This is a genomic window from Dysgonomonas gadei ATCC BAA-286, from assembly GCF_000213555.1.
GTDB lineage: Bacteria > Bacteroidota > Bacteroidia > Bacteroidales > Dysgonomonadaceae > Dysgonomonas > Dysgonomonas gadei.
Map to the genome: position 1 here is coordinate 997,563 of NZ_GL891979.1, position 19,368 is coordinate 1,016,930.

Here is a 19,368-nt window from a genome sequence, read left to right on the forward strand (position 1 = left end):
GAGAGAGAGAGAGAGAGCTAATCACACTTGATTCCCTACCCTTATTTTTCCCATTATTATTTTTTCAATATTCCTTCCTTTTAAGGAATATTAAAGCTGCATACACACGTATCAGCAACATTATTATCCGTGCGAGCGTACATACGCGTGATATTATATCATTTTCCGAAGATAAAAACAAATATAAGGTTCGTTTCTTTACGGACGGAAGTATTTTCGTACCCCGTCATCTTTTTCAATCTATCATTCACATCCATTCTCTGCAAAAGTTTCAATACCCCGTGAAAAGGGAATTTCTTATTGTCTTTATAAAATTTGTCTTCACTCCCTCATTTTTCTGTCCATCGCTTGAGAAAGTACCGGACAGAAATTGGGGTATTGAAATTTTTACAGGAAGGTGATTATAACAGAAAAGCTAAACTAATGAATACAGCCAATAATTGAGTAATCTATTTTATAAACTAAAAAACTAAACTGCATGAAGCAAACAAACTTTAAACAAAAACACCGAAAAGGAATAAGATTTAAGATATTGTTGCTACTGGTAACAATATTAGCAGTGAGTCCTGCAATACATGCCCAGGTTACAATAGGAACAGGAGAAGAACCTATTTCAGGGGCTCTGTTACAATTGAAGGATAAAAACAATGTACCGGACAGTACACATAACGCATATAAAGGTCTGGCACTGCCTCGTGTAACTCTTTCGGAGAAGAAGGAACTTTACCCGATGTTCCTGGCCGATCCCGATAACCCCGCTTCGGGGCCTAACTCCGATTATGCCGCCAATAAGCTGATATTGGACAAGACTCATACCGGGCTTATCGTCTATAATCTGGTGGAAGACGATGATAAGGAACTCTGTCTGGGATTAAACCAGTGGGATGGTGAGAAATGGAACTGTTTCCAGCAAAAAGCCTCTCCTGCCCAGTTCGAATTTCATTGTAGTACATTGGAAGTACGCGGCGATTACGGAGATGGCATAGCGCTGAATTCGTCGAATTACATAAGGGTTGAAGTGGAAATAACCCGCATAGGCTCGTATAGTATTTCCGCTACCTTTGCACCGGGAAATCCACAGGGGGACAATGGTTATTTCTTTGAGCTGTCAGGTACTTTCTACGCTACCGGTACTTTCTTCATAACGATTCCGGGTACAGGACAACCCAAACTCCATACACAGGGTACAGACCTGCTCAACCTTGCCGATGATACTCCAGACCAGTTTATATTAAGTTCCACCGGCAGCGGACCGGATTGTAATTTCGCAGTGAATGTCCGTTCCACAGCGGCACGCCCTGAATTTGATATTGAGTGCGGAGCTACTGTTGTACAAGGCGCATATTTCGAAGATGTCCCTTTATCTTCCACACCCGGCGTCACAGGCGAACCTAACAGAATCAAAGTGACCCTCAGAAATATTCCACCGAGCGCTTTTGGTGCGGTGGCTATTCTGGAAACCAATACGGTAGATGGCTTCTCATTCAAGGGGCAGGCAGTTCTTTCTTCCAATCCTCAGGATATATATCTGGAAGGCACAGGCATCCCCCGCGGATTGAACGACAAGGTGTTCACCATCACCACCAATAGCGTATCGAACGATGCATCGTGTACCGCCACTGTTTATATGCTTATCCCGCGCAAGCGTCTGATGACATTAGGTAATACCAATAACACTTACGGTTATAATCCCGGACTGGTTTCTCAAAGAAATCCCCCTAATAGCCTTAATACGATGCTTACCGATAAAAATAATTTCGGATACAACCAATGGTCTATCCTGAAATTTGCCGGATTTAACAATCTGGGAACAACAGCTGAGGCAAACTTTATTCCATCATCAAACCCAGATGCATGGGGCGATGACAACAGGGATATAGTCGCTTTGGAAACTACTACATGGAGGAATATGAGTGCCTCCAAATTGGAATCTTTATTGAAAGGAACCGGTGGGCAGCCAAAGACTGATATTTTTATGATTGGATATGACACTGAATTTTATCGGAACAGTAATGCTGCTGACGCGGCCAGATGCGCAGTACTTATAGATTTTCTTAAATCTGGAGGTATTCTAATGATTTGTTCGGAAGCAAATACCTCGAATGCAAACTTTTTGAACCTGCTCTTCGATAACCCTTCCCCTGCCATTTCATCGGCGAGCGGTGCCGGTGCAGGGAGCAACTATACATTAGGCTTTAATAATGTCAATATGAACAGTGCTGCCGCGATGAACATGAAGCCATATTATTGTAAAGACGATGACCCTATATTAAAAGGTCCGTTTGACGATATTCTAGGGAGAAATTGGGGAGAAGACGCATCAACCACTGTGTTTATGACCAATTTGCCGCTTGATGAGATCATTATATATTCGGGCGCGAGGGAAATAGGTAATACATCGAGAGATGCAACAGGTGTTACGATCTTCCGTCATAAAGAATATCCCCTGATATTCGTCGGCGACGGTGGTTTTAATTCGGCCGAAGCGAGAACTTATTGGAATGTGAACTCTGGTGTATGTCCGTTTGTATTGACTACCAAAACGATAAACGGTAAGGTCTATAGCAATTATCCGAGTTACCGCTATAACTTCGGGGGAAGTGGTAACAGGGTGTACAATACAGCCTTTACAGCCAATGCTTTTGCATGGTGTATTATGAAAGCGGAAGAAATCCGAAGAGCAAACAAATAAAAATCTTTCCGATGCAGCTTTTTAAGTAGATTTCTCGTCAAACAATAAAGACGGAATTTCAGATATCGGAGTAACAAATAATATAAGCCCAGACCAGATAGGGGTTGACCGTGTTTGAAAAGAAACGGCAGCCCCTGATTTTTTCTATACCAAGAAAAAAAAAATCAAAATACATCTTTCGCTATCTTCAATAATTATAATCCGAGATATTCTTCTCGTTTCTTTTTGGGAAGTTTTTTTATCACTTCATCTACCGAATGTTGAATCAAATCTCGGATCAACTCATAAGGGACATCGCTTTCGAGTGTCACCAGATTCCACAAAGGAGTTTTGAAATCCGTTTCGGTTATCCCTTCGTATTTTTCACGCAACTCAATTGATTTTTCGGGATCACATTTAAGATCTGCCCTGAATATCCCATCTATAGGTTCTAATGGAATATACGCAAACATTTTACCCATCACTTTAAAAACCAAAACATTATGCCCCAGAAAAGGCAATGATTCGTTACTCCCCTTTATTGACAGACAATATTCCCTGAATTCTTCAATATTCATAAAATTACTACTTAAATACTTTTATTCAAGAGACCGTAAAGGGACGACTGCAAACAAACATATTAATCATCTACATCTTCCTTGCGACAATCAGCCTCTCGGGTAAGTCCGACAAATTAATACGTTCTATAATACTTAAGCCCGCGCCGGTTATTTCTTTCTCAATTTCATCAATACTAAAATAATAAATTTCGGGCATAATACGAATAAACCTCAAAAGTTTCACTAATAAAACGGAAAGAGAGTTCATACTGCAAAACAAGGAACAGCGACAATCAACGTACCTTGTGGCTCCAGCAGCTTGTAAAACTGCTTAAATAATGCATTCCTGTTTTCTATATATTGTAAAACGTTGAAGGTGGTAATAACCTGAAAAGAAACATCATGAAACATCTCGTCCAATGTTGTTATTTTAATGAAAGAGGCATTATCTATATTTTGATTTTCCCGGTTTAGTTCTGCGCGTTTCAGCATTCCTCCGGATATGTCTACCCCATATACTTCATTTGCATTTCGCGCTATGCGTAGAGTTATTGCTCCTGTTCCGCATCCGAAATCAAGAACGGTATCATCAGGCTTGATATGTATTCCGAATTTACTGTTTATGCATTTTACCAAGGCAGAGTTTGCAGCACTCTCTGCTTTGCTCCAGCCGGATACCCTGTCCCAGAACTTATATGATTTATCCTTCTCCATGTTATTCTGCTCATTTTCATTATACATTCGCCAATTATGAACTATTTCACTACGATTCATTTATATCGTAAGTCAATAGATTCCGTTCCTAACAATAAGTCCGTTCTCATATCCCTTATTACTATGGAAGGAAAGATAATCCTGTTTCCTTTTTTCAGTAATTCTTTTTCCTCTTCTATTTCTGTATAGAATGCAATTTCACCAATTTTGGTTTCATCAACAAACACTTCTGTATCAGAAACGAGAGCACCTATCTGATAACGTGTTCCTCTTATCGGCTTCAAATCTTTTACGAAAACAATATCATATTTTAATACAAAGCTATCTCTGAGTAATTGCGTATCTATTTGCACCTTTAATAGCGGAAAGGTAATTGCCTTGAATCTTGAAATACCGCTTATCGTATCTATACTTCCATTTTTGTTATTTATAACATGTGTGGTATATATATTAACGGCTCCGTTTTTGAAAGGTTTTATATAATATCCCGCCAGATCGGAGTCAATTGAGTCTACAATCCCATTGTCGGTGTGAATACTCAATAAATCATAAGGAACATGAATAAGATTTTTCTTTCCTGTCCATAGATTAGTTATTTCGAAATAAAAGGGAGAGTTATCTGCCCTTAACACAGTAATATAGTTTTTTTGCTTTACCGAACAGGAAATAAACAACAATATGTAGACCATGATAAATATCATCGGAATATATTTTTTTAAGAATATCATATTATTATTTTTTAATTTATAGTTTCTGTTTTAGTATATATTCCAAGTTGTAAAAAAATCTCACATCTCCAACCCTCTAAACAATTGCTCGAATATCTCCTTTTATGGCAAAGATTCGGGTATGCAGATGTATGAACAAAACAAAAAGTAAGATCGAGATAAGGCTTAGTTTTTCATACAGGTAGTTTTATTTTTTTGTAAAGATAATATTCCGGCCTACTATCATCATCTTTTTCCATTGAAGTTTTAAAACAAGGATTAAATAACTTAAATAAAACCCCTAAAGGAACAATCCTGATTTATCATGTATCAGGCAGACTTATTTTCTCTTACTGGCAGCAATTGTTCTGTTACTCCATTTGTTCATGGCGAATATACCCTTCTTCTTGTAGCGGATATCCTCTACCAGATAGAATGCATCAGCATCGAAGCGGGTAATCATTGCCACCACTTCATCGAGAGACTTACGGCTGATAACTATTTCAATAATATGTACCTGAGAGACCGCACCTTCGCCCTTTACGAAGGTTGCCCCTATATTTTGTTTATTGAGATCTTTTATCAATTCCGGAACATCTTTCTTAGTATATACCCTCAATAGCTGGTAGCCGAAGGCGATACGGTTCTCGACCAGTATTCCCACATAGTTCCCGGCAGCATATCCGGCAGCATAGGCCACATATGCGATGAGACTGTTGGCATGGGCAAATATCTGGGATATAATTACCACCCAGATGAATACTTCGAAGAATCCCACAATAGGAGCTTTATACCTTTCACCTTTCGATACGAAAATGATACGCAAGGTACCAAGGGTTACATCACAAATACGCCCGAAGAAAATCATCAGGGGCAACAGCCAGGGATAAGTTTCGAAAATTGTAAACATGATATACTGTTTTTACGGGTAAGAATATATAAGAGCATCTGCACTATAAAGTTACGGAATAATCGCGGTATAAGCCAATGTTTCTATACTATTGTACAATTTTACATTTACGGTCTGGATTCAAATACCTTATTTTGCAGTATACTATTATTCTTTCATAATACAATCACGCAGGTATTTTAGGTTAATATAAGGTTTAAATAAAAAGATAAGGCTGCGCCGGGATGGATGCAGCCTTATCTTTTTATTTACAGCAATCGGTAATTAGCCAATTTTTCAATTAAAATATGTGGTCAGTATTTCCTTATATTTCTTGTCGCGACGAATATTATTGAAATCCTCATCGGCTTCGATACGTTTTTTGTCCAACACTTCCATTTTTATAGTATATTGCTTTACAATAGATTTTTCAAGCCATTTGTGAGCTTCTTCTTTTTCTTTAGCGAGGGAATAGTAACATGCCAGATTATAGGCAGCCGATTGGCTTCCTTGTTGTTCTGCCTTCAAGTACAATGACACCAGTTCTTCCCCATATTTAGTGTGATCTTTCTCTATTTTTCCCAGGCTCAGACAAGCAAACCCCTTTCCCGTATTAGCATCAAGCGAATTAGTATCCAACTCCAGCACCTTATTATATTTCTCAATAGACTGTTTGTAAAGTGCTGCATCATTTTTGTCCATAGCCAGCTTCAGCAAAGTTTGTCCCCAAACCAGATAGGCCTGTATGAAACGAGGATTCACATCCACTGCTTTCTGCAACTTGTCGAAGCATTCTTTATACACGCTGTCGTCTTTTTTAAGGTTGGCGTAGAAGATAAGTGCTCCTGCCCACAGCCCGTACACTTCGGGCGATGGTTTTAGCTGTACTGATTTATTGAACTTCTCGAAGCTTATTTCATACAAACCCGTGTCGGAATCTTTTTCGGCACGCTTCATTGCCAAAAAGCCCCATATGGCATACAGATCGGCATGCGACGGAGCAGCCTTTACAGCTTCTTCCAACATAGCTGATATTTCGTCCATACTGCCACCTTCAGCTTCCTTACCTACGGCCATTGCAGCCAGCGATTCGGCTCGCACTTTATTTTCCGTTTCCTGAGCATATGACGAGAGACCGAAGAATAGTAAAAGGGTAAAAAATAGATGTTTCATAATGAGCAAACCCATGTTAGAGGAAACAAATATAGGTATTATTTCGTATATTTGTTAAAATATTGGAGGACAATAAAATCTGTTACTTTATACAACAGAAGAACGCGTAGTCTTTGGATATATTATATTTTACATTCCGATTTTACAGCTATTAATGTATCTTATTCCCTCCTTTCTGATAAATATAAACGAAAATTCAACTATATGAAAGTAATAAAAATAGAAGAAATGGGATTTCAGTTACAAGTAAAAAATCCCTTTATTGTATGTTTCCATCACAAAGATCTTTTTCCGAAAGGAAACGGAAAAATGGAGCCTGCTTATTACCTCGAAAGCCGAAGAATCGGTGAAGACTTCGACCATAACGCCCCGTGGCGTATGTATTTTGGTGATACAGTCCCGGGATTTCCTGTCCACCCTCACCGCGGATTTGAAACAATAACGGTAGTAACAGAGGGCTTTGTTGACCATTTCGACTCCAAAGGCTCCAAAGGCCGTTACGGACAGGGCGATGTACAATGGATGACAGCGGGAGCCGGTATTCAGCATTCTGAAATGTTTCCCATACTCTCCGAAACCGAAGATAATCCGATGGAACTCTTTCAGATCTGGCTCAACCTGCCACGAAAAGATAAATTTGCAACCCCTGCTTATAAAATGCTTTGGAACGAGCAAATCCCCGTTGTAGAAGAAAAGGATGCAAATGGGCATATAAGCAACATAAAAGTGATAGCCGGAAACTACAAAAATATACAATCGCCCGATCCTTTACCTGCATCATGGGCTTATAATAGAGGCAATCATGTAAACATATGGCTGATAACGATGCAGCCGGAAGCAGAATTCACCATTCCGAAGGTATCGCCTACGCTCAACCGTATGCTTTACCTCTATGAAGGTCGTGAAATGGACTTAGAAGGACAACAGCTTACTGTAAACCATTGTGCCGAGCTTAATGGCAATGAAGATATCGTATTGAAAAACGGCACCACCGAGAGCCGTTTGTTACTGCTCGAAGGTGAGCCTATCCGTGAGTCGGTAGCTACATACGGTCCTTTTGTGATGAATACCCGCAACGAAATAGAACAGGCCATTGCCGATTATGAAGCTACACACTTCGGCGGGTGGCAATGGTATAGCCCCGGGCCTGTAAATGAAAGTGGAGACGGACGATTTGCCGATTATGAGAATGGCAAACAAGTGGAGAAACCTTGAGATTTTCGAAAGAATAAACTATACAATAACAAAAAATGAAACAGCAACTATTAGTAGACATGGACGGCGTACTGGCCGACGTATATTCCCAGTTTCTCAAACTCGAGTTTGAGGAGCTGGGTATAAAACAATCTTTGAAAGATCTGGAAGGAGTATTGGAAATGAAGGCGTTTGCCCATGCTGAAAAATATGTACGCACAAAAGGATTTTTTCGCAATGCGCCCACTATAGAGGGAAGTATGGAAGGATTGAAATACCTGAACGACAAATACAACGTGCTGATAGTATCCTCGGCAACTGAATTTCCCGACAGCCTGAGTGAAAAACTGTACTGGCTCAACGAGCACTACCCGTTCATAACATGGGAACAGATGATTTTTTGCGGCAAAAAGGATTCGATAAAAGGAGATATTATGCTCGATGACCACTTCAAAAACCTTGATTACTTTGAAGGAAAAACGGTATTATTTACGCAGCCGCACAATGCAAAGATGGATAATGGGAGGCATATAAGGGCTAATAACTGGAATGAAGTAGTGAATATACTATAAGTAATTTAAGGGTTAGAAACCTATAATACAAAACGTATGAAAAAACTAATAATAGCGATTATTCTTACATGCTGTTTTTCGGCAAGCCTTTCCGCACAACAAAGGAGTAGGCATGAGACTACTTTAGGTTACGGTATGGGCACTACAAGTGAACTGCTGGATGCCTTGACTGATATTATAGTGTGGGGTATCACAGCCGGAACAACCTCATCAGACGACACTTACAGCGGTGCATTCCACATTGGATACAAATACAGTATTACCGAAAGATTTTCTCTTGGCGGCACTTTTCTCTACGAAAATGGAAAATCTGACGCATATTTTAAGGGCGATAGAACAGGAGAATTTAATAGGAATTATTATACCTTTGCCGCCGAAGGAAAGGTTAAATACCTGAATAAGAAAAATCTGGCGCTTTATGGACTATTTGGTACAGGAGCCACCATCTACGAACAAAAATTTACAGGTAACGATAATACTACGGATAAAAATAGTAATTTGCATATCAATTTCCAACTCACCCCTATCGGCATACAATTTGGCAAGAATATCGGGGGCTTTGCAGAATTGGGTTGCGGATATAAGGGTATTATCAGTGCAGGGATCTTCACCAGATTCTGATTTCGGAATTTAGGCATATATTATAAAGCGTAGACATATCCTACGCTTTTATTTTTACTGATCTGTTTTTGAATCTATGTAATACCCCTTATTCCCTTCATTGCTCACATCATCCTCATCTTCATCCTTCTCTCTATTCTTGTTTTCCAGATATAATTCTTCATAATCTCTTGTATTCAAAGAGTTAGGAACTACATGCACATCAAATTTTATTTCGGCTTTATCCAAGGTTGTAAGATTACCATAAAGAGTAACGTAATGCTCCACATATCCAATATTCTTGGTTGTATTGTACTTCAATATCAACTTACCTTCTTTTCCCGGAGGAATAGCTTCAATTGCAGATTTATCAGGTACCAGACAGCCACAAGATGTGAAAACATCTGATAACATAAAAGGCACCTCCCCTACATTTTTTATTACAAAAACTATATCAAGTTCGGGTCCTTGAAGAATCGGATAATAATGTCTGTTATTATCTAATATTTCCAATGTTGTTTTTTTATTTTTAATATCCACACAGGCTGAAATACCGGTAATCAGGATCAAGAACAGAATTACATAACCTTTTTTATACATTATAAATTGAAATTTTTAATTCAAAACTGTAATCTCATCACAAGCAATGATGCTCTTTGGAGCCTGCCTACGAATAAATTTTAAATCAACATTTTTAGTTCCTGCCAGGTTAATGTCCATAGTGCATTCTGCTATATTTCCAAATTCCATTATTTGATCAGAATGAATTTCTTTGACTATTTGTCCATCTATACTTACTAGAATTTTCTCCGGTGGATATATGCCATGTCTTTCATTACTCAAGAACCGCAACTGTATCGTTTGAGCCTGTTGCAGTTTCTCTGCGGAAAAACTAATGTGCATATCATCCGTACTACTCAGATACCATCCTTGGTGATAATCCATCGCAAAGCCCGGCGTACCATTATTCAGTAAATCTGTTTTCTCAAAGCCTTCGTCAGGTCTTGATAATAACTTGACAGATACATCCATCAAGGCATTAGTATAGCTACCTTTATCTATTACCTGTTTCCATTCGGTAATATAATCAGATAAGGCACCATCGGTTTCTTTATAATTAGTCAGGTTCGAAAATTGTGGGGCGCCCTCCAGTGTTTGTACAAAAGTATCTATTTCGGGTTTGACCGTTATTTTATCGCCTTCTTTTTTTGCAAATCCAAGATCATCATATCCCTTTACATAAGCTATTTGCAAACGGGTATAACTGAGCGCGGTATAAAGTTTCTCCAGTTTTCTCTTTTCCAGATCTTCCGTATTTGGAATCACGTCTTTCAGTGTATCATAAAACTCGATAAATTCATCTGTATTAAAATATGTATTCATATTTTCTTTCATACTACCATACATATTATAGGCTTTCTTTTTACTATAAAAAGCATGCTCTAACTGTAGGTAATAGTCAGAAAGAAATTTATGGCTTTCCGGATATTTCCTCTTAAAGAATTTCCGGCAAAGGTTATTTACATCTACATTTACATCCATCATAAGTGCTTCACAAACAAAAGTCTTAACATCATTAAATGATGAATAATCATATCCGCTTGCATTCAGAAAAATTCCCTTTACTCCTAATTCCTTAAAAAACTGGAATTGCTTCTGTAAGCCAAATAAGACGGGAATAGGGGTCAGATAGTCATCGAAATTAGCAGCATAGTCCCATAGATATATATTGGGAGTTTTCTCTTTCCATGTATTCAACTGATCTATAAACTGCTTCGTTGAAGCCTTCTGCATATCTGGCTCTATACCCTTTGGCAAGTTGATAGTACTGAAGAATACTCCTGCGTTATCAGGTAATTTATCTGACGGAGATTTTGCAGTAGTCCTGTAAGCTGTTGTAAAAAACTGGTGTTTAGGAAAACGTTCTGCAAGTTTATGGATCAGATTTGTAACGGCCGGGGTTGCATTATCCGGAGTATTTCCCAGTTGAGCACAAGCCGGACAGGTACATACCAGATCATCATCTTCGGGCATAATCATAAAACGGTACGTTTTCTGATCACCCACTCCATAGTTTTCAACTATGTAATTACTTATAAACTCAAAGAGTTCGGGAGATGAAAAAGAAAACTGTGATTTATTACGCTTACCATTTACAAGCGCGTATATATTATCGCTCTGATTGCCTTTAATAATCTTAGACAAATTATGTCCCCACAAGCCCCAATCCGTTTCTAAATTATTAGCACCGATAATAGGAGAATGCTCGTGCCTGAGATTCGGAGCAAAGTGAGGTTCGCGATATATAAAATCAAAATTCTTACATTTAGAGTCAAAATTAATTATTGCCGGAGGTAAATCTTCTGCCGAGAAACGGTTATCTTCTTCGGCAACATTATTTATCAACTGATAGACTATCCATAATGCGGTCTCGTTATTGCGTACCCGGATATGAAGCCTGTTTATCGTATGTTCTATACAATAGTCATTCTCCAAATCAGTTGCTACTTCAAAATGGATATTCTTAGCTCCTTGAGGAACATCATCAAGCCGTCCCCCCTTTTTTAAAATGACAATAGACTTGTCTTCCGTTCTTTTCGATAGATGGCTGAAAAGATATTCACCCCAGCGCTCACCAGGCGCATCTTCTTCGTAAGTAATAATATAACTCTCAGCTTTGAGGGGTGGTTGGGTGTTTGCTGAGCAACCTAATGCCAATAGCATGATTAGCAATAGGTTTATATAATAATTAAAATGCCACATTAATATTGAAATTTAGATTATAAAGATTTCTATAATTAGTATCATTTGCTTTGAAGTTATACCATGTGCCCAATAGTCCGGCAGAAACCGTCTTTGTTATCATGTGCCCAATGCCCGCACCTACCATGCTGTTTGTTACCGAAAAACCATTATACAGCTGGTAATTAATTATATCAACATCAGGAGAAGAACCCACACTAGCCACTGCTGTAAGATAGTTCTTAGGCGAAGAAAGGTAATACCTCACATTTACCGAAAGGCTATACAGCCATTCACGCTGAAATAGGAAGTTGTTAAAGCGGACATTCACTCTCCATGATTCCGTATCTTTGGTTATACCGATTACGGCATTAGAAAGGCTTTCTTTGTCTTCCAACTTTCTATATCCTGCCCCAAACTCAGCCTCTATTCCGCTAAAAATATTAAGATCACGGTATATGGAAGTGTTCAGAGCTATTCTGGGGAAAAATTTATTAGCAAAGCCAACATCTATCTTACTGCGTGTATGCTGATTCCATTCTCTATACCACTCGCCCTGTACCTGAATCCCTTTACCTGAATCACGGCCTGTATAATTTATTCGCCCTACATAAGTATTGGTTCCGGTATAACGACTGTAATCTATTGTTGCTACCGAACTCACTGCATTATTATCATCACCAAAGCTATTACGCATATAATAAATTCCAACTTCATTGCGGTAACTTTTATATTTGAGATAATTCAGATGTTGCCTGAATTCTCCTATTTCCATCGCTGACGGATCATAGAAGGATTGATAATAATAAGCGGAATCGAAGCGGTGTATACTTTCCAATGCCAACCCTTTCATATATTTCAACGATTTGTTAGCCGGTGAATAGTATAGAGCTGTGTCTATTACAGAAAGAGCCTCTTCACTCCTTTTATTCTTAATGAGATTCTTACTGTAATCTTCAGACAATTGAGCGAATGCATTGATGAGGTCTTTATGATATGGGTTTTTTATCAGGCTCTCGCGAACCTCATTATAAGTTTCTGCATATAATTGAGTATTCCGCACTTTAATTTCGGCGAGCTTTACTTTGAAAAAAATGTCATCAGGAAAAGATGTATATCCTTTCTCTGCATATAATTGCACATCATCTATTTTCTTTCTGATATACGACAAATTTACAGCATAATGTAATGGCAAAGGATTAGATGTATCATATGTTATCCATCTCTCTATATATTTCATGGCATCGTCAAAAAGATACTGTTCATTTAACTCTTTCACAATCTGTGTAAGCATATCACTATACCCGCCTATATATTTGGCCTTGGATTCCCCATTGACCATATCAATAGCCTGCTCATAAGCCGAAACGGCCATCGGATAACGCTGTTGTTTGTAGTAAATGTCCGCTTGTTTCACCAATATATCAGGGCCGTTTGTTCCCTGGCTTTTCAGAATATCCAGTGCATTATTATAATCACCCATACCCATATAAGCATTATACAGAATGTGTCGGGCGTCTTTTTGAGTTTCTTCATCTCCATATTGTGTTACCAGATTAAGGCTGACAATAGCCTCTGAATAGTTATTATCAGCCATTTTACTTTTTGCGTCGGCTAACATTATATTTACATAAGCTTCACGTAAAGAGGAATCTTCCGGATATTTTCCGAAAAGCTGTTTAGTGAGAGCTGCGACACGTGCAGTATTCCCCATCCGGTTATATACCATTAGTTCTTTCATCGTAAGGGCTTTGGATTCTCCTCTTGCTTTTTTATACCTATTGAGAATATTCAAAGCTTCCTCATATTGAAGATTGGCCATCGTACTATTAAATACATAATTGAAAGCTTCTTCATTTCCCGGGTTATGCTCCAGAACCCGTCCATATAAAGTAGCAGGATCATTGTTTCTTGCCTCCTCGGCAGCTTCTTCCAAATAATAATTATATTGCTGTTGCAGAGTTGCTGAATTACCCTTTTTCATCTCCTGCTGCAAGAAAGATAATAATTCACTGTAACGCTTTTGCTCAGCAAGAAAACTTGTTTTTTTGTCGATAAAAGACAAGTTTCCGGGAAACTTATTAAGTCCTCGTTGCGTATAAATCATCGCACTGTTCTGATCTCCGGCTTTTAAATAATCATTAATCAGGTCCAGATAATATTCTGCATTTCCGGGCTGTTGCTGTACCAGTTCTCTACTTAAAGAAATTGTTTCGTCCAGTTTTCCATCCTTTCTTCTGGCCTCTGTTTCCAATTCGATATGATAACGCAAGTCTTTCTGTATAATGCTATCGTTAGGATATATCGTACTGATGCGTTTTCGAAGCCGGTTAGCATCTGCCGTATACCCCTGAAATTCATACAATTGTATTTTCTTCTGCCATAAACTTGGCTTATATGGAGTTATCTCAAGCAATTCATTTATATAGCAGATAGCACTGGAGTAACGCCCCGATTCGGTTTCTACATTTACCAGTATCTCTTTTGCACTTACATTATTAGGATTGTATTCCAATGCCTTATTAAGTTCATATCGCGCTTTATCATGTTGTTTGAGATGCTCATAATACTTTCCGGCAAGCATTCTCAGATCAGATTCCTTCGGATATTTCTCAATACCCTCGTCGAGAATATTCTTTCCTGCATCCCAATTACTCTGATCAAACAAATCTTTAATTTGTTTAGCATAATTACTTTTTTCATCAGTAGGTATCAGAGTCTGGGCTACAGTAATTCCATATGGAACTATCACAAGTAAGAATATATATAGAACCTTTAATAAAGTGTTCTGAGAATGTATGTATATATCTTTTATATGTCTTGCCATTACAATATGCTATATTATTGCCTTTGTTTTTTATAAATTCGATCCAGGTGTGGTTTCATCAGGTGTGACTGTAGTCGGGCTTTTAGCAAACCCCTGCCTGGTCATCGAGCCCCATTTGAAATCTTTCTGTGTAAGATATTGCCAATATCCACGAAGTGTAAAAATGACTATAAGGGGATGATATACAAACGCTTCGAAAGAGGAAAAAATGATAAGCTTTATATACTCGTTTATATTATTATACCATTTCTTCACCCACAAATCTAATCCCACAGTTATAAGGGACATCGTTATCCCTGTAAGGAAAACAAATAGCAGCATCAGCCAGAATGTATTGAAATTGATATGCCCTGTAAGGAGTAAAAAAATCATACAAATTACCCCTGTAAATTCAATTATCGGAGCAAAGAATTCAAAGAATAAAGCATATGGCGTCACGGTGAGACCTACTCTTCCATATTTACGGTTGAACAAGAACCGGCGATGTGTTATAAAAATCTGCAGCAACCCTCTGCCCCAACGGGTCCGTTGCCTATTAAGTACTTTTATGGTAGACGGACCTTCTGTCCAACAGCAAGTATCAGGAATCTGAACTATACGGTATTCTTTTTTAATACTTCGCATATATGCAGCTATACGAAGTGTCATATCCATATCTTCTGCATGTGATTTTGGATCAAATCCTCCGGTATTAATCACTACTGATTTATTGAATAGCCCAAATCCTCCGGATACATTCGGAATCGCATTAACAACAGACCAGCCCATCTTTGAAACTAAATAAGATCGAAGATACTCTGTTTCCTGAAATGTAGGGATAAGCGCCTTTGGTGGTTTTACACGTGTTAATACCCCATTCTCAACCTCACAGCCGTTAGACATCCGCATCGTAGCTCCCACAGCTATTACTGGTATTTTGGAGTCCAACACCGGCAGAATTACTTTACTCAAAGTATCGCGGGCAAGGATACCATCTACGTCTGTATTGATAATATAATCATATTTGGCTACATTGATTCCGGCATTCACTGCATCAGCCTTTGTGCCTCCATTTACCTTATCAACTACGGTCAGTTTTTTAAATTTAGGATTTACGGATTTAAAAATTCGTTTTACAGGACGACAGCGTATTTTTTCGATATATGGAAAATCAACTTCCTCCAAATCAAAATTCTTGATCAGCAAATCCAATGTGCTATCCTTACTGCCATCATTGACAACTACAACCTCGAATGTAAGGTAGTCCAGATTTAATAATGAGTTTACGTTGTCTATAATAATAACTTCCTCATTATAAGCAGGTGCAACAACCGAAATACCAGGTACTCTTTCAAATCCGATTTTAAGTAAATCTTCTTCTTCCTTTGTATACTTAATTTTCGACTGTGAAATATTATAATATGCCAACAGTGCTAATGTCACATAGGCAGCAGTAATAGATAAAGCATAAAAAAAGATAAGGAACTGGTAAACGGAAACAATATATTCTAACATATCTGATAAATTTAAGCAATGGATTCATTGATTTCTATTTCCGTTTGTTCTGCATTTGCAAACACGGATTTCCGGAAAATATTCGTTGTTACGTCTTTTAGCCTTAAGTAAGTCTCTTTTCTGCTATCTATTAAATAAATATTACGAACAATTTTTATAAACAATTCATCATCAGATGTTTGATTATAAATTACTTCAAGAAAAGCTAGAGCTTCCGGTGTGGCAAATTGCCCCATGGCATTGATTATACTGGCTTGTACAAACTCAGGATTTGAATCATAATTAAATGTAAGAATAGGTACAGCCTGTGTATACTTTAAAAGTCCAAGTGCTTCAGCAATACTAGCCTTTATTCTAAAACTCATTGTATTTTGGTACAGTTCAAGTAATTGCTGAGCGCTTCCGGCCTGATTAAAAAGTCCGATTTCCTTGATCAGAAAGCATTTATATGCCTCATTTTGTGCAGTATTAACCCAACGGATCAATAATGGTAATGATTTGAGTTTTGCTCTTTCTTTAAGGGACGCATGTATTCTTATCTCATCTAAAGGATTAAGGTCTCCATCAAAATCTTCTTCCAGGAATTTAAAAGCATCATGCGAAGCAAAACGTATATGCTCCGATTTGGCATATTTGCGTAAGTTCGAGTTGAGGCCTTGAACTTTATTGGCAAGAATGCTACCCGGTATATTAATACCAAGGCTATCCAACATTCTCAAGGCTTGCATATTCTTTTCCAGACTTTTGTTTCTTAAGTTTTCTTCCCAAAAACTGATAAGGCCAAAAGCATCTATTACTGCTATATAATTGTTTACGTTTATTTGCCCTATTTTTTTCTCTTGCTTTATTGACAAAATAAGCTGGGTTATATCATCTTTTTCCCATTTCTTGAATGAAACATTTTCTATCTCCAACTCAGATTTTACAGCATCCGGGTAAGTATTTGATGTTGAAAAAAGGATGCTCTTCAATTTGATTGCATATTTGTGTTTGACTTGTTCGAAGTGTCTCTTCTTTCTTTCCAAGCTATAAGCAAGATAAATAAACCTGAATAAGGACACGATATAAAGTATGGCTAACAAAACAACAAGGGTAGAGACTATACGGATAACTATCGGAAAACCGATAAACTGAGAATCCCAGTAATAAATGTAAAATCTGACTGTATCAAATATTTCTTCCATAATTAAAACAATCAAACAGGTGTTTAATATTTTTTAGATTTTTTAGATGATCAACAAGAAACACATCAAATTGACACATTTCGTTACCAATTGAAAACCAGCTGTTTGATTTATAAAATTTCAGTCGCATTGTGAATTGTTAATTATTGTTTTATATTTACTTAAACAAAGAGGAGGAAATTATGTTTTACATTTATTAAAATAAATTTTGATTAACCGAAAATTCAGAAATTTTGTAAAGAAGAATAATAAGCAATCAGTACTTTTTTTCTTTGGATACAGGATAAAACTATTATCTTTGGAACTGAAACCAACATAATCACAATTTGGCAACTATTCGTTTATATATACTGGCATAATATTAGCTTCAAATACCACAAGCTAGTAGTTCCTCTCGTTTGAGTTTCGTACTCGAACGGGTATATTTATCTGTTTAATTTATTAATTCATTACCCTTTCTGATTTAAATACACTTTGTATATAAGTCTCATATTGCTATGTATGGTATAGGGTAATATATCCCGAGAGGATTTGCCAAGATGAAAAAAGCGAAACAATATACATGGGAAATATGTATACAAAATATGCCGTTATTAAAAAGAAAATGTTCAAAATGTAATAAGAATAGCCAATTCTATTGTAGTGATAAATTCAGAGTCAACGCTCAAAAAAAGATTATAGATGTTTGGCTAATCTATAGATGTATAGAATGTGACAGCACATTCAACCTCACTATCCTATCACGGATAAAACCTGATTCTATTGATAAAGAGCTATATCAGAAATTCTTATCCAATGATACAAACACTGCATGGAACTATTCATCCGATTTGGAATTGATGAAAAGAAACAATGTAGAAGTTTGCTATAGTTCAATAGAATATGATATAATTCATCAAACAATATCTCTCGAAGAGATTATAAATATGGAGGAAGAAAAGATTGAATTTTACATAATATCAAAATATAATATTCATCTGAAATTATCATCTGTTATCCGTCAATGTTTAAATATCTCTATGAGTAAATTAGAAAAAATGATAACAGCAAAAGTTATAGAACTCCCGGAAGGCATAAATTTAAAGAAATGTACAATCAATGATCGAATGTTAATCATTATAGACAGGCATAGGCTTAATAGTTTCATAGGGTAAACCATAAACTAGCTTGTCTTTTATTAAACAGTTTGCTAAGAACGAAGTACGTTCAGAGACAAATTTGTATGTTTTTTATGAAGTTGCTAAATGATACGAGTTCTTCAAAACTTAGCCCAAAAGCTATTTCACCTATGGTATAATTAGAATATTGTAGGAGTTATACACTTTCTTATATATTACGATTAGTTATAAGCTCTGATCTTGTTCGTTCCGTAGTTGATTTGACGACTTTATTCAAATGAATTACGTGGACGGACAAACGCTCTATGTAATCATTCGCTGTTTTCGGGCTAAGAAGTTCATTTGGAATATTGATGGGAAACCGACCTTCCTGTAAAGTAAGGAATAGTTCGGCTGTACACTGACGTGCATTCTTTTGAGGTATATAGTGATAATCTGCATTTTCATGGCCTTATGAACCAGCCTAAATGGTTTCTCATGGCGCTATCAGTATGTATCTAGATGCGGTATGCCTATTCCTCACATACCCAAACAAAAAAAGTCCCTCACTACACTAGTGAAGGACTTCTCTTCTTAAAACGGCGGTAACCTACTCTCCCACTTGCGCAGTACCATCGGCACGACCGGGCTTAACTTCTCTGTTCGGAATGGGAAGAGGTGGAGCCCCGGTGTTATAACCACCTGAATGTTTTTTATAGTGGATAGTTGATAGTGGACAATGTTTTATATGTAACTGTCAACTTTCAACTGTCAACTATATTGACTGATGTAAAAGAGCGAGTATCGTTAACTTATATTCCTAATATAGCAAACCTCTGGTTTGTTGTTCGGTGCCAGTTTTCTACGGTGAGTCTACTGGCACCATTGAAAGCGTCCGGGCAATTAGTACTACTCGGCTATGACATTGCTGCCTTTACACCGTA

Annotated in this window: 17 protein-coding genes and 1 rRNA gene; 7 read left to right on the plus strand and 11 right to left on the minus strand. The window is 37.5% G+C overall.

Features of this window, described 5'->3' with window-relative positions:
* Both HMPREF9455_RS21620 and HMPREF9455_RS03770 read left to right on the plus strand, forming a co-directional pair.
* Positions 1–401: hypothetical protein (locus HMPREF9455_RS21620; protein WP_006798275.1), on the plus strand; the 401-nt coding region annotated here is incomplete at its 5' end.
* A 77-nt stretch (positions 402–478) separates the two neighbouring features.
* Positions 479–2,692 (plus strand): hypothetical protein, encoded by a 2,214-nt coding sequence (locus HMPREF9455_RS03770; protein WP_006798276.1) that lies wholly within the window; start codon positions 479–481, stop codon positions 2,690–2,692.
* 194 nt (positions 2,693–2,886) lie between these two features.
* Here HMPREF9455_RS03770 and HMPREF9455_RS03775 read toward each other — a convergent pair whose 3' ends face one another.
* The 5 genes from HMPREF9455_RS03775 to HMPREF9455_RS03800 form a co-directional block, all read right to left on the minus strand.
* Positions 2,887–3,249 (minus strand): MmcQ/YjbR family DNA-binding protein, encoded by a 363-nt coding sequence (locus HMPREF9455_RS03775; RefSeq protein WP_006798277.1) that lies wholly within the window; start codon positions 3,247–3,249, stop codon positions 2,887–2,889.
* 246 nt (positions 3,250–3,495) lie between these two features.
* Positions 3,496–4,005 carry a class I SAM-dependent methyltransferase gene (locus HMPREF9455_RS03785; RefSeq protein ID WP_006798279.1) on the minus strand — a complete coding sequence of 170 codons (510 nt, stop codon included), beginning with the start codon at positions 4,003–4,005 and terminating at the stop codon, positions 3,496–3,498.
* Positions 4,002–4,673: a hypothetical protein gene (locus tag HMPREF9455_RS03790; protein ID WP_006798280.1), complete on the minus strand. Its 672-nt coding sequence runs from the start codon at positions 4,671–4,673 to the stop codon at positions 4,002–4,004. Before HMPREF9455_RS03790 ends, HMPREF9455_RS03785 begins: the two co-directional genes overlap by 4 nt.
* Positions 4,674–4,992: 319 nt before the next feature.
* Positions 4,993–5,562 (minus strand): DUF2179 domain-containing protein, encoded by a 570-nt coding sequence (locus HMPREF9455_RS03795; protein WP_006798281.1) that lies wholly within the window; start codon positions 5,560–5,562, stop codon positions 4,993–4,995.
* Between the two features lie 276 nt (positions 5,563–5,838).
* Entirely contained in the window at positions 5,839–6,714 is an 876-nt protein-coding gene (locus HMPREF9455_RS03800; RefSeq protein WP_044215370.1) for a tetratricopeptide repeat protein, read from the minus strand.
* Between the two features lie 204 nt (positions 6,715–6,918).
* Here HMPREF9455_RS03800 and HMPREF9455_RS03805 point away from each other — a divergent pair, with 204 nt between their 5' ends.
* The 3 genes from HMPREF9455_RS03805 to HMPREF9455_RS03815 are packed head-to-tail and all read left to right on the plus strand — an operon-like array spanning position 6,919 to position 9,101.
* The gene (locus tag HMPREF9455_RS03805) at positions 6,919–7,929 is read left to right on the plus strand and encodes a pirin family protein (RefSeq protein WP_006798283.1); all 1,011 of its coding nucleotides are present in this window, start codon (positions 6,919–6,921) and stop codon (positions 7,927–7,929) included.
* 35 nt (positions 7,930–7,964) lie between these two features.
* Positions 7,965–8,480 (plus strand): 5' nucleotidase, NT5C type, encoded by a 516-nt coding sequence (locus HMPREF9455_RS03810; RefSeq protein ID WP_006798284.1) that lies wholly within the window; start codon positions 7,965–7,967, stop codon positions 8,478–8,480.
* Positions 8,481–8,516: 36 nt separating this feature from the next.
* Positions 8,517–9,101 carry an outer membrane beta-barrel protein gene (locus tag HMPREF9455_RS03815; RefSeq protein ID WP_006798285.1) on the plus strand — a complete coding sequence of 195 codons (585 nt, stop codon included), beginning with the start codon at positions 8,517–8,519 and terminating at the stop codon, positions 9,099–9,101.
* Positions 9,102–9,155: 54 nt separating this feature from the next.
* Here the strand turns inward: HMPREF9455_RS03815 and HMPREF9455_RS03820 are convergent, their stop codons facing one another.
* From HMPREF9455_RS03820 to HMPREF9455_RS03840, 5 genes are read right to left on the minus strand one after another with little or no spacing between them, the layout of a single operon-like run.
* On the minus strand, positions 9,156–9,680 hold the full coding sequence (locus HMPREF9455_RS03820; protein WP_006798286.1) for a DUF1573 domain-containing protein: 525 nt from the start codon (positions 9,678–9,680) through the stop codon (positions 9,156–9,158).
* 15 nt (positions 9,681–9,695) lie between these two features.
* Positions 9,696–11,804: a DUF4838 domain-containing protein gene (locus HMPREF9455_RS03825; protein WP_157256590.1), complete on the minus strand. Its 2,109-nt coding sequence runs from the start codon at positions 11,802–11,804 to the stop codon at positions 9,696–9,698.
* Between the two features lie 25 nt (positions 11,805–11,829).
* Entirely contained in the window at positions 11,830–14,649 is a 2,820-nt protein-coding gene (locus HMPREF9455_RS03830) for a tetratricopeptide repeat protein (protein ID WP_006798288.1), read from the minus strand.
* A 30-nt stretch (positions 14,650–14,679) separates the two neighbouring features.
* On the minus strand, positions 14,680–16,143 hold the full coding sequence (locus tag HMPREF9455_RS03835; protein ID WP_006798289.1) for a glycosyltransferase family 2 protein: 1,464 nt from the start codon (positions 16,141–16,143) through the stop codon (positions 14,680–14,682).
* Between the two features lie 11 nt (positions 16,144–16,154).
* The gene (locus HMPREF9455_RS03840) at positions 16,155–17,327 is read right to left on the minus strand and encodes a HEAT repeat domain-containing protein (protein ID WP_006798290.1); all 1,173 of its coding nucleotides are present in this window, start codon (positions 17,325–17,327) and stop codon (positions 16,155–16,157) included.
* Positions 17,328–17,866: 539 nt separating this feature from the next.
* Here HMPREF9455_RS03840 and HMPREF9455_RS03845 point away from each other — a divergent pair.
* Positions 17,867–18,481 carry a DUF1062 domain-containing protein gene (locus HMPREF9455_RS03845; RefSeq protein ID WP_006798291.1) on the plus strand — a complete coding sequence of 205 codons (615 nt, stop codon included), beginning with the start codon at positions 17,867–17,869 and terminating at the stop codon, positions 18,479–18,481.
* A gap of 540 nt (positions 18,482–19,021) precedes the next feature.
* Here HMPREF9455_RS03845 and rrf read toward each other — a convergent pair.
* A 5S ribosomal RNA gene (gene rrf / locus HMPREF9455_RS03850) occupies positions 19,022–19,130 on the minus strand.
* A gap of 26 nt (positions 19,131–19,156) precedes the next feature.
* On the opposite strand from rrf, the gene HMPREF9455_RS21625 reads away from it, so the two are divergent.
* Positions 19,157–19,368: hypothetical protein (locus HMPREF9455_RS21625; RefSeq protein ID WP_221408039.1), on the plus strand; the 212-nt coding region annotated here is incomplete at its 3' end.

Bases quoted from the DNA above. Each gene is read 5' to 3' on its own strand.
- HMPREF9455_RS03770 (WP_006798276.1), top strand. From the start codon at position 479: ATGAAGCAAACAAACTTTAAACAAAAACACCGAAAAGGAATAAGATTT.
- HMPREF9455_RS03775 (WP_006798277.1), bottom strand. From the start codon at position 3,249: ATGAATATTGAAGAATTCAGGGAATATTGTCTGTCAATAAAGGGGAGT.
- HMPREF9455_RS03785 (WP_006798279.1), bottom strand. From the start codon at position 4,005: ATGAATCGTAGTGAAATAGTTCATAATTGGCGAATGTATAATGAAAAT.
- HMPREF9455_RS03790 (WP_006798280.1), bottom strand. From the start codon at position 4,673: ATGATATTCTTAAAAAAATATATTCCGATGATATTTATCATGGTCTAC.
- HMPREF9455_RS03795 (WP_006798281.1), bottom strand. From the start codon at position 5,562: ATGTTTACAATTTTCGAAACTTATCCCTGGCTGTTGCCCCTGATGATT.
- HMPREF9455_RS03800 (WP_044215370.1), bottom strand. From the start codon at position 6,714: ATGAAACATCTATTTTTTACCCTTTTACTATTCTTCGGTCTCTCGTCA.
- HMPREF9455_RS03805 (WP_006798283.1), top strand. From the start codon at position 6,919: ATGAAAGTAATAAAAATAGAAGAAATGGGATTTCAGTTACAAGTAAAA.
- HMPREF9455_RS03810 (WP_006798284.1), top strand. From the start codon at position 7,965: ATGAAACAGCAACTATTAGTAGACATGGACGGCGTACTGGCCGACGTA.
- HMPREF9455_RS03815 (WP_006798285.1), top strand. From the start codon at position 8,517: ATGAAAAAACTAATAATAGCGATTATTCTTACATGCTGTTTTTCGGCA.
- HMPREF9455_RS03820 (WP_006798286.1), bottom strand. From the start codon at position 9,680: ATGTATAAAAAAGGTTATGTAATTCTGTTCTTGATCCTGATTACCGGT.
- HMPREF9455_RS03825 (WP_157256590.1), bottom strand. From the start codon at position 11,804: ATGCTATTGGCATTAGGTTGCTCAGCAAACACCCAACCACCCCTCAAA.
- HMPREF9455_RS03830 (WP_006798288.1), bottom strand. From the start codon at position 14,649: ATGGCAAGACATATAAAAGATATATACATACATTCTCAGAACACTTTA.
- HMPREF9455_RS03835 (WP_006798289.1), bottom strand. From the start codon at position 16,143: ATGTTAGAATATATTGTTTCCGTTTACCAGTTCCTTATCTTTTTTTAT.
- HMPREF9455_RS03840 (WP_006798290.1), bottom strand. From the start codon at position 17,327: ATGGAAGAAATATTTGATACAGTCAGATTTTACATTTATTACTGGGAT.
- HMPREF9455_RS03845 (WP_006798291.1), top strand. From the start codon at position 17,867: ATGAAAAAAGCGAAACAATATACATGGGAAATATGTATACAAAATATG.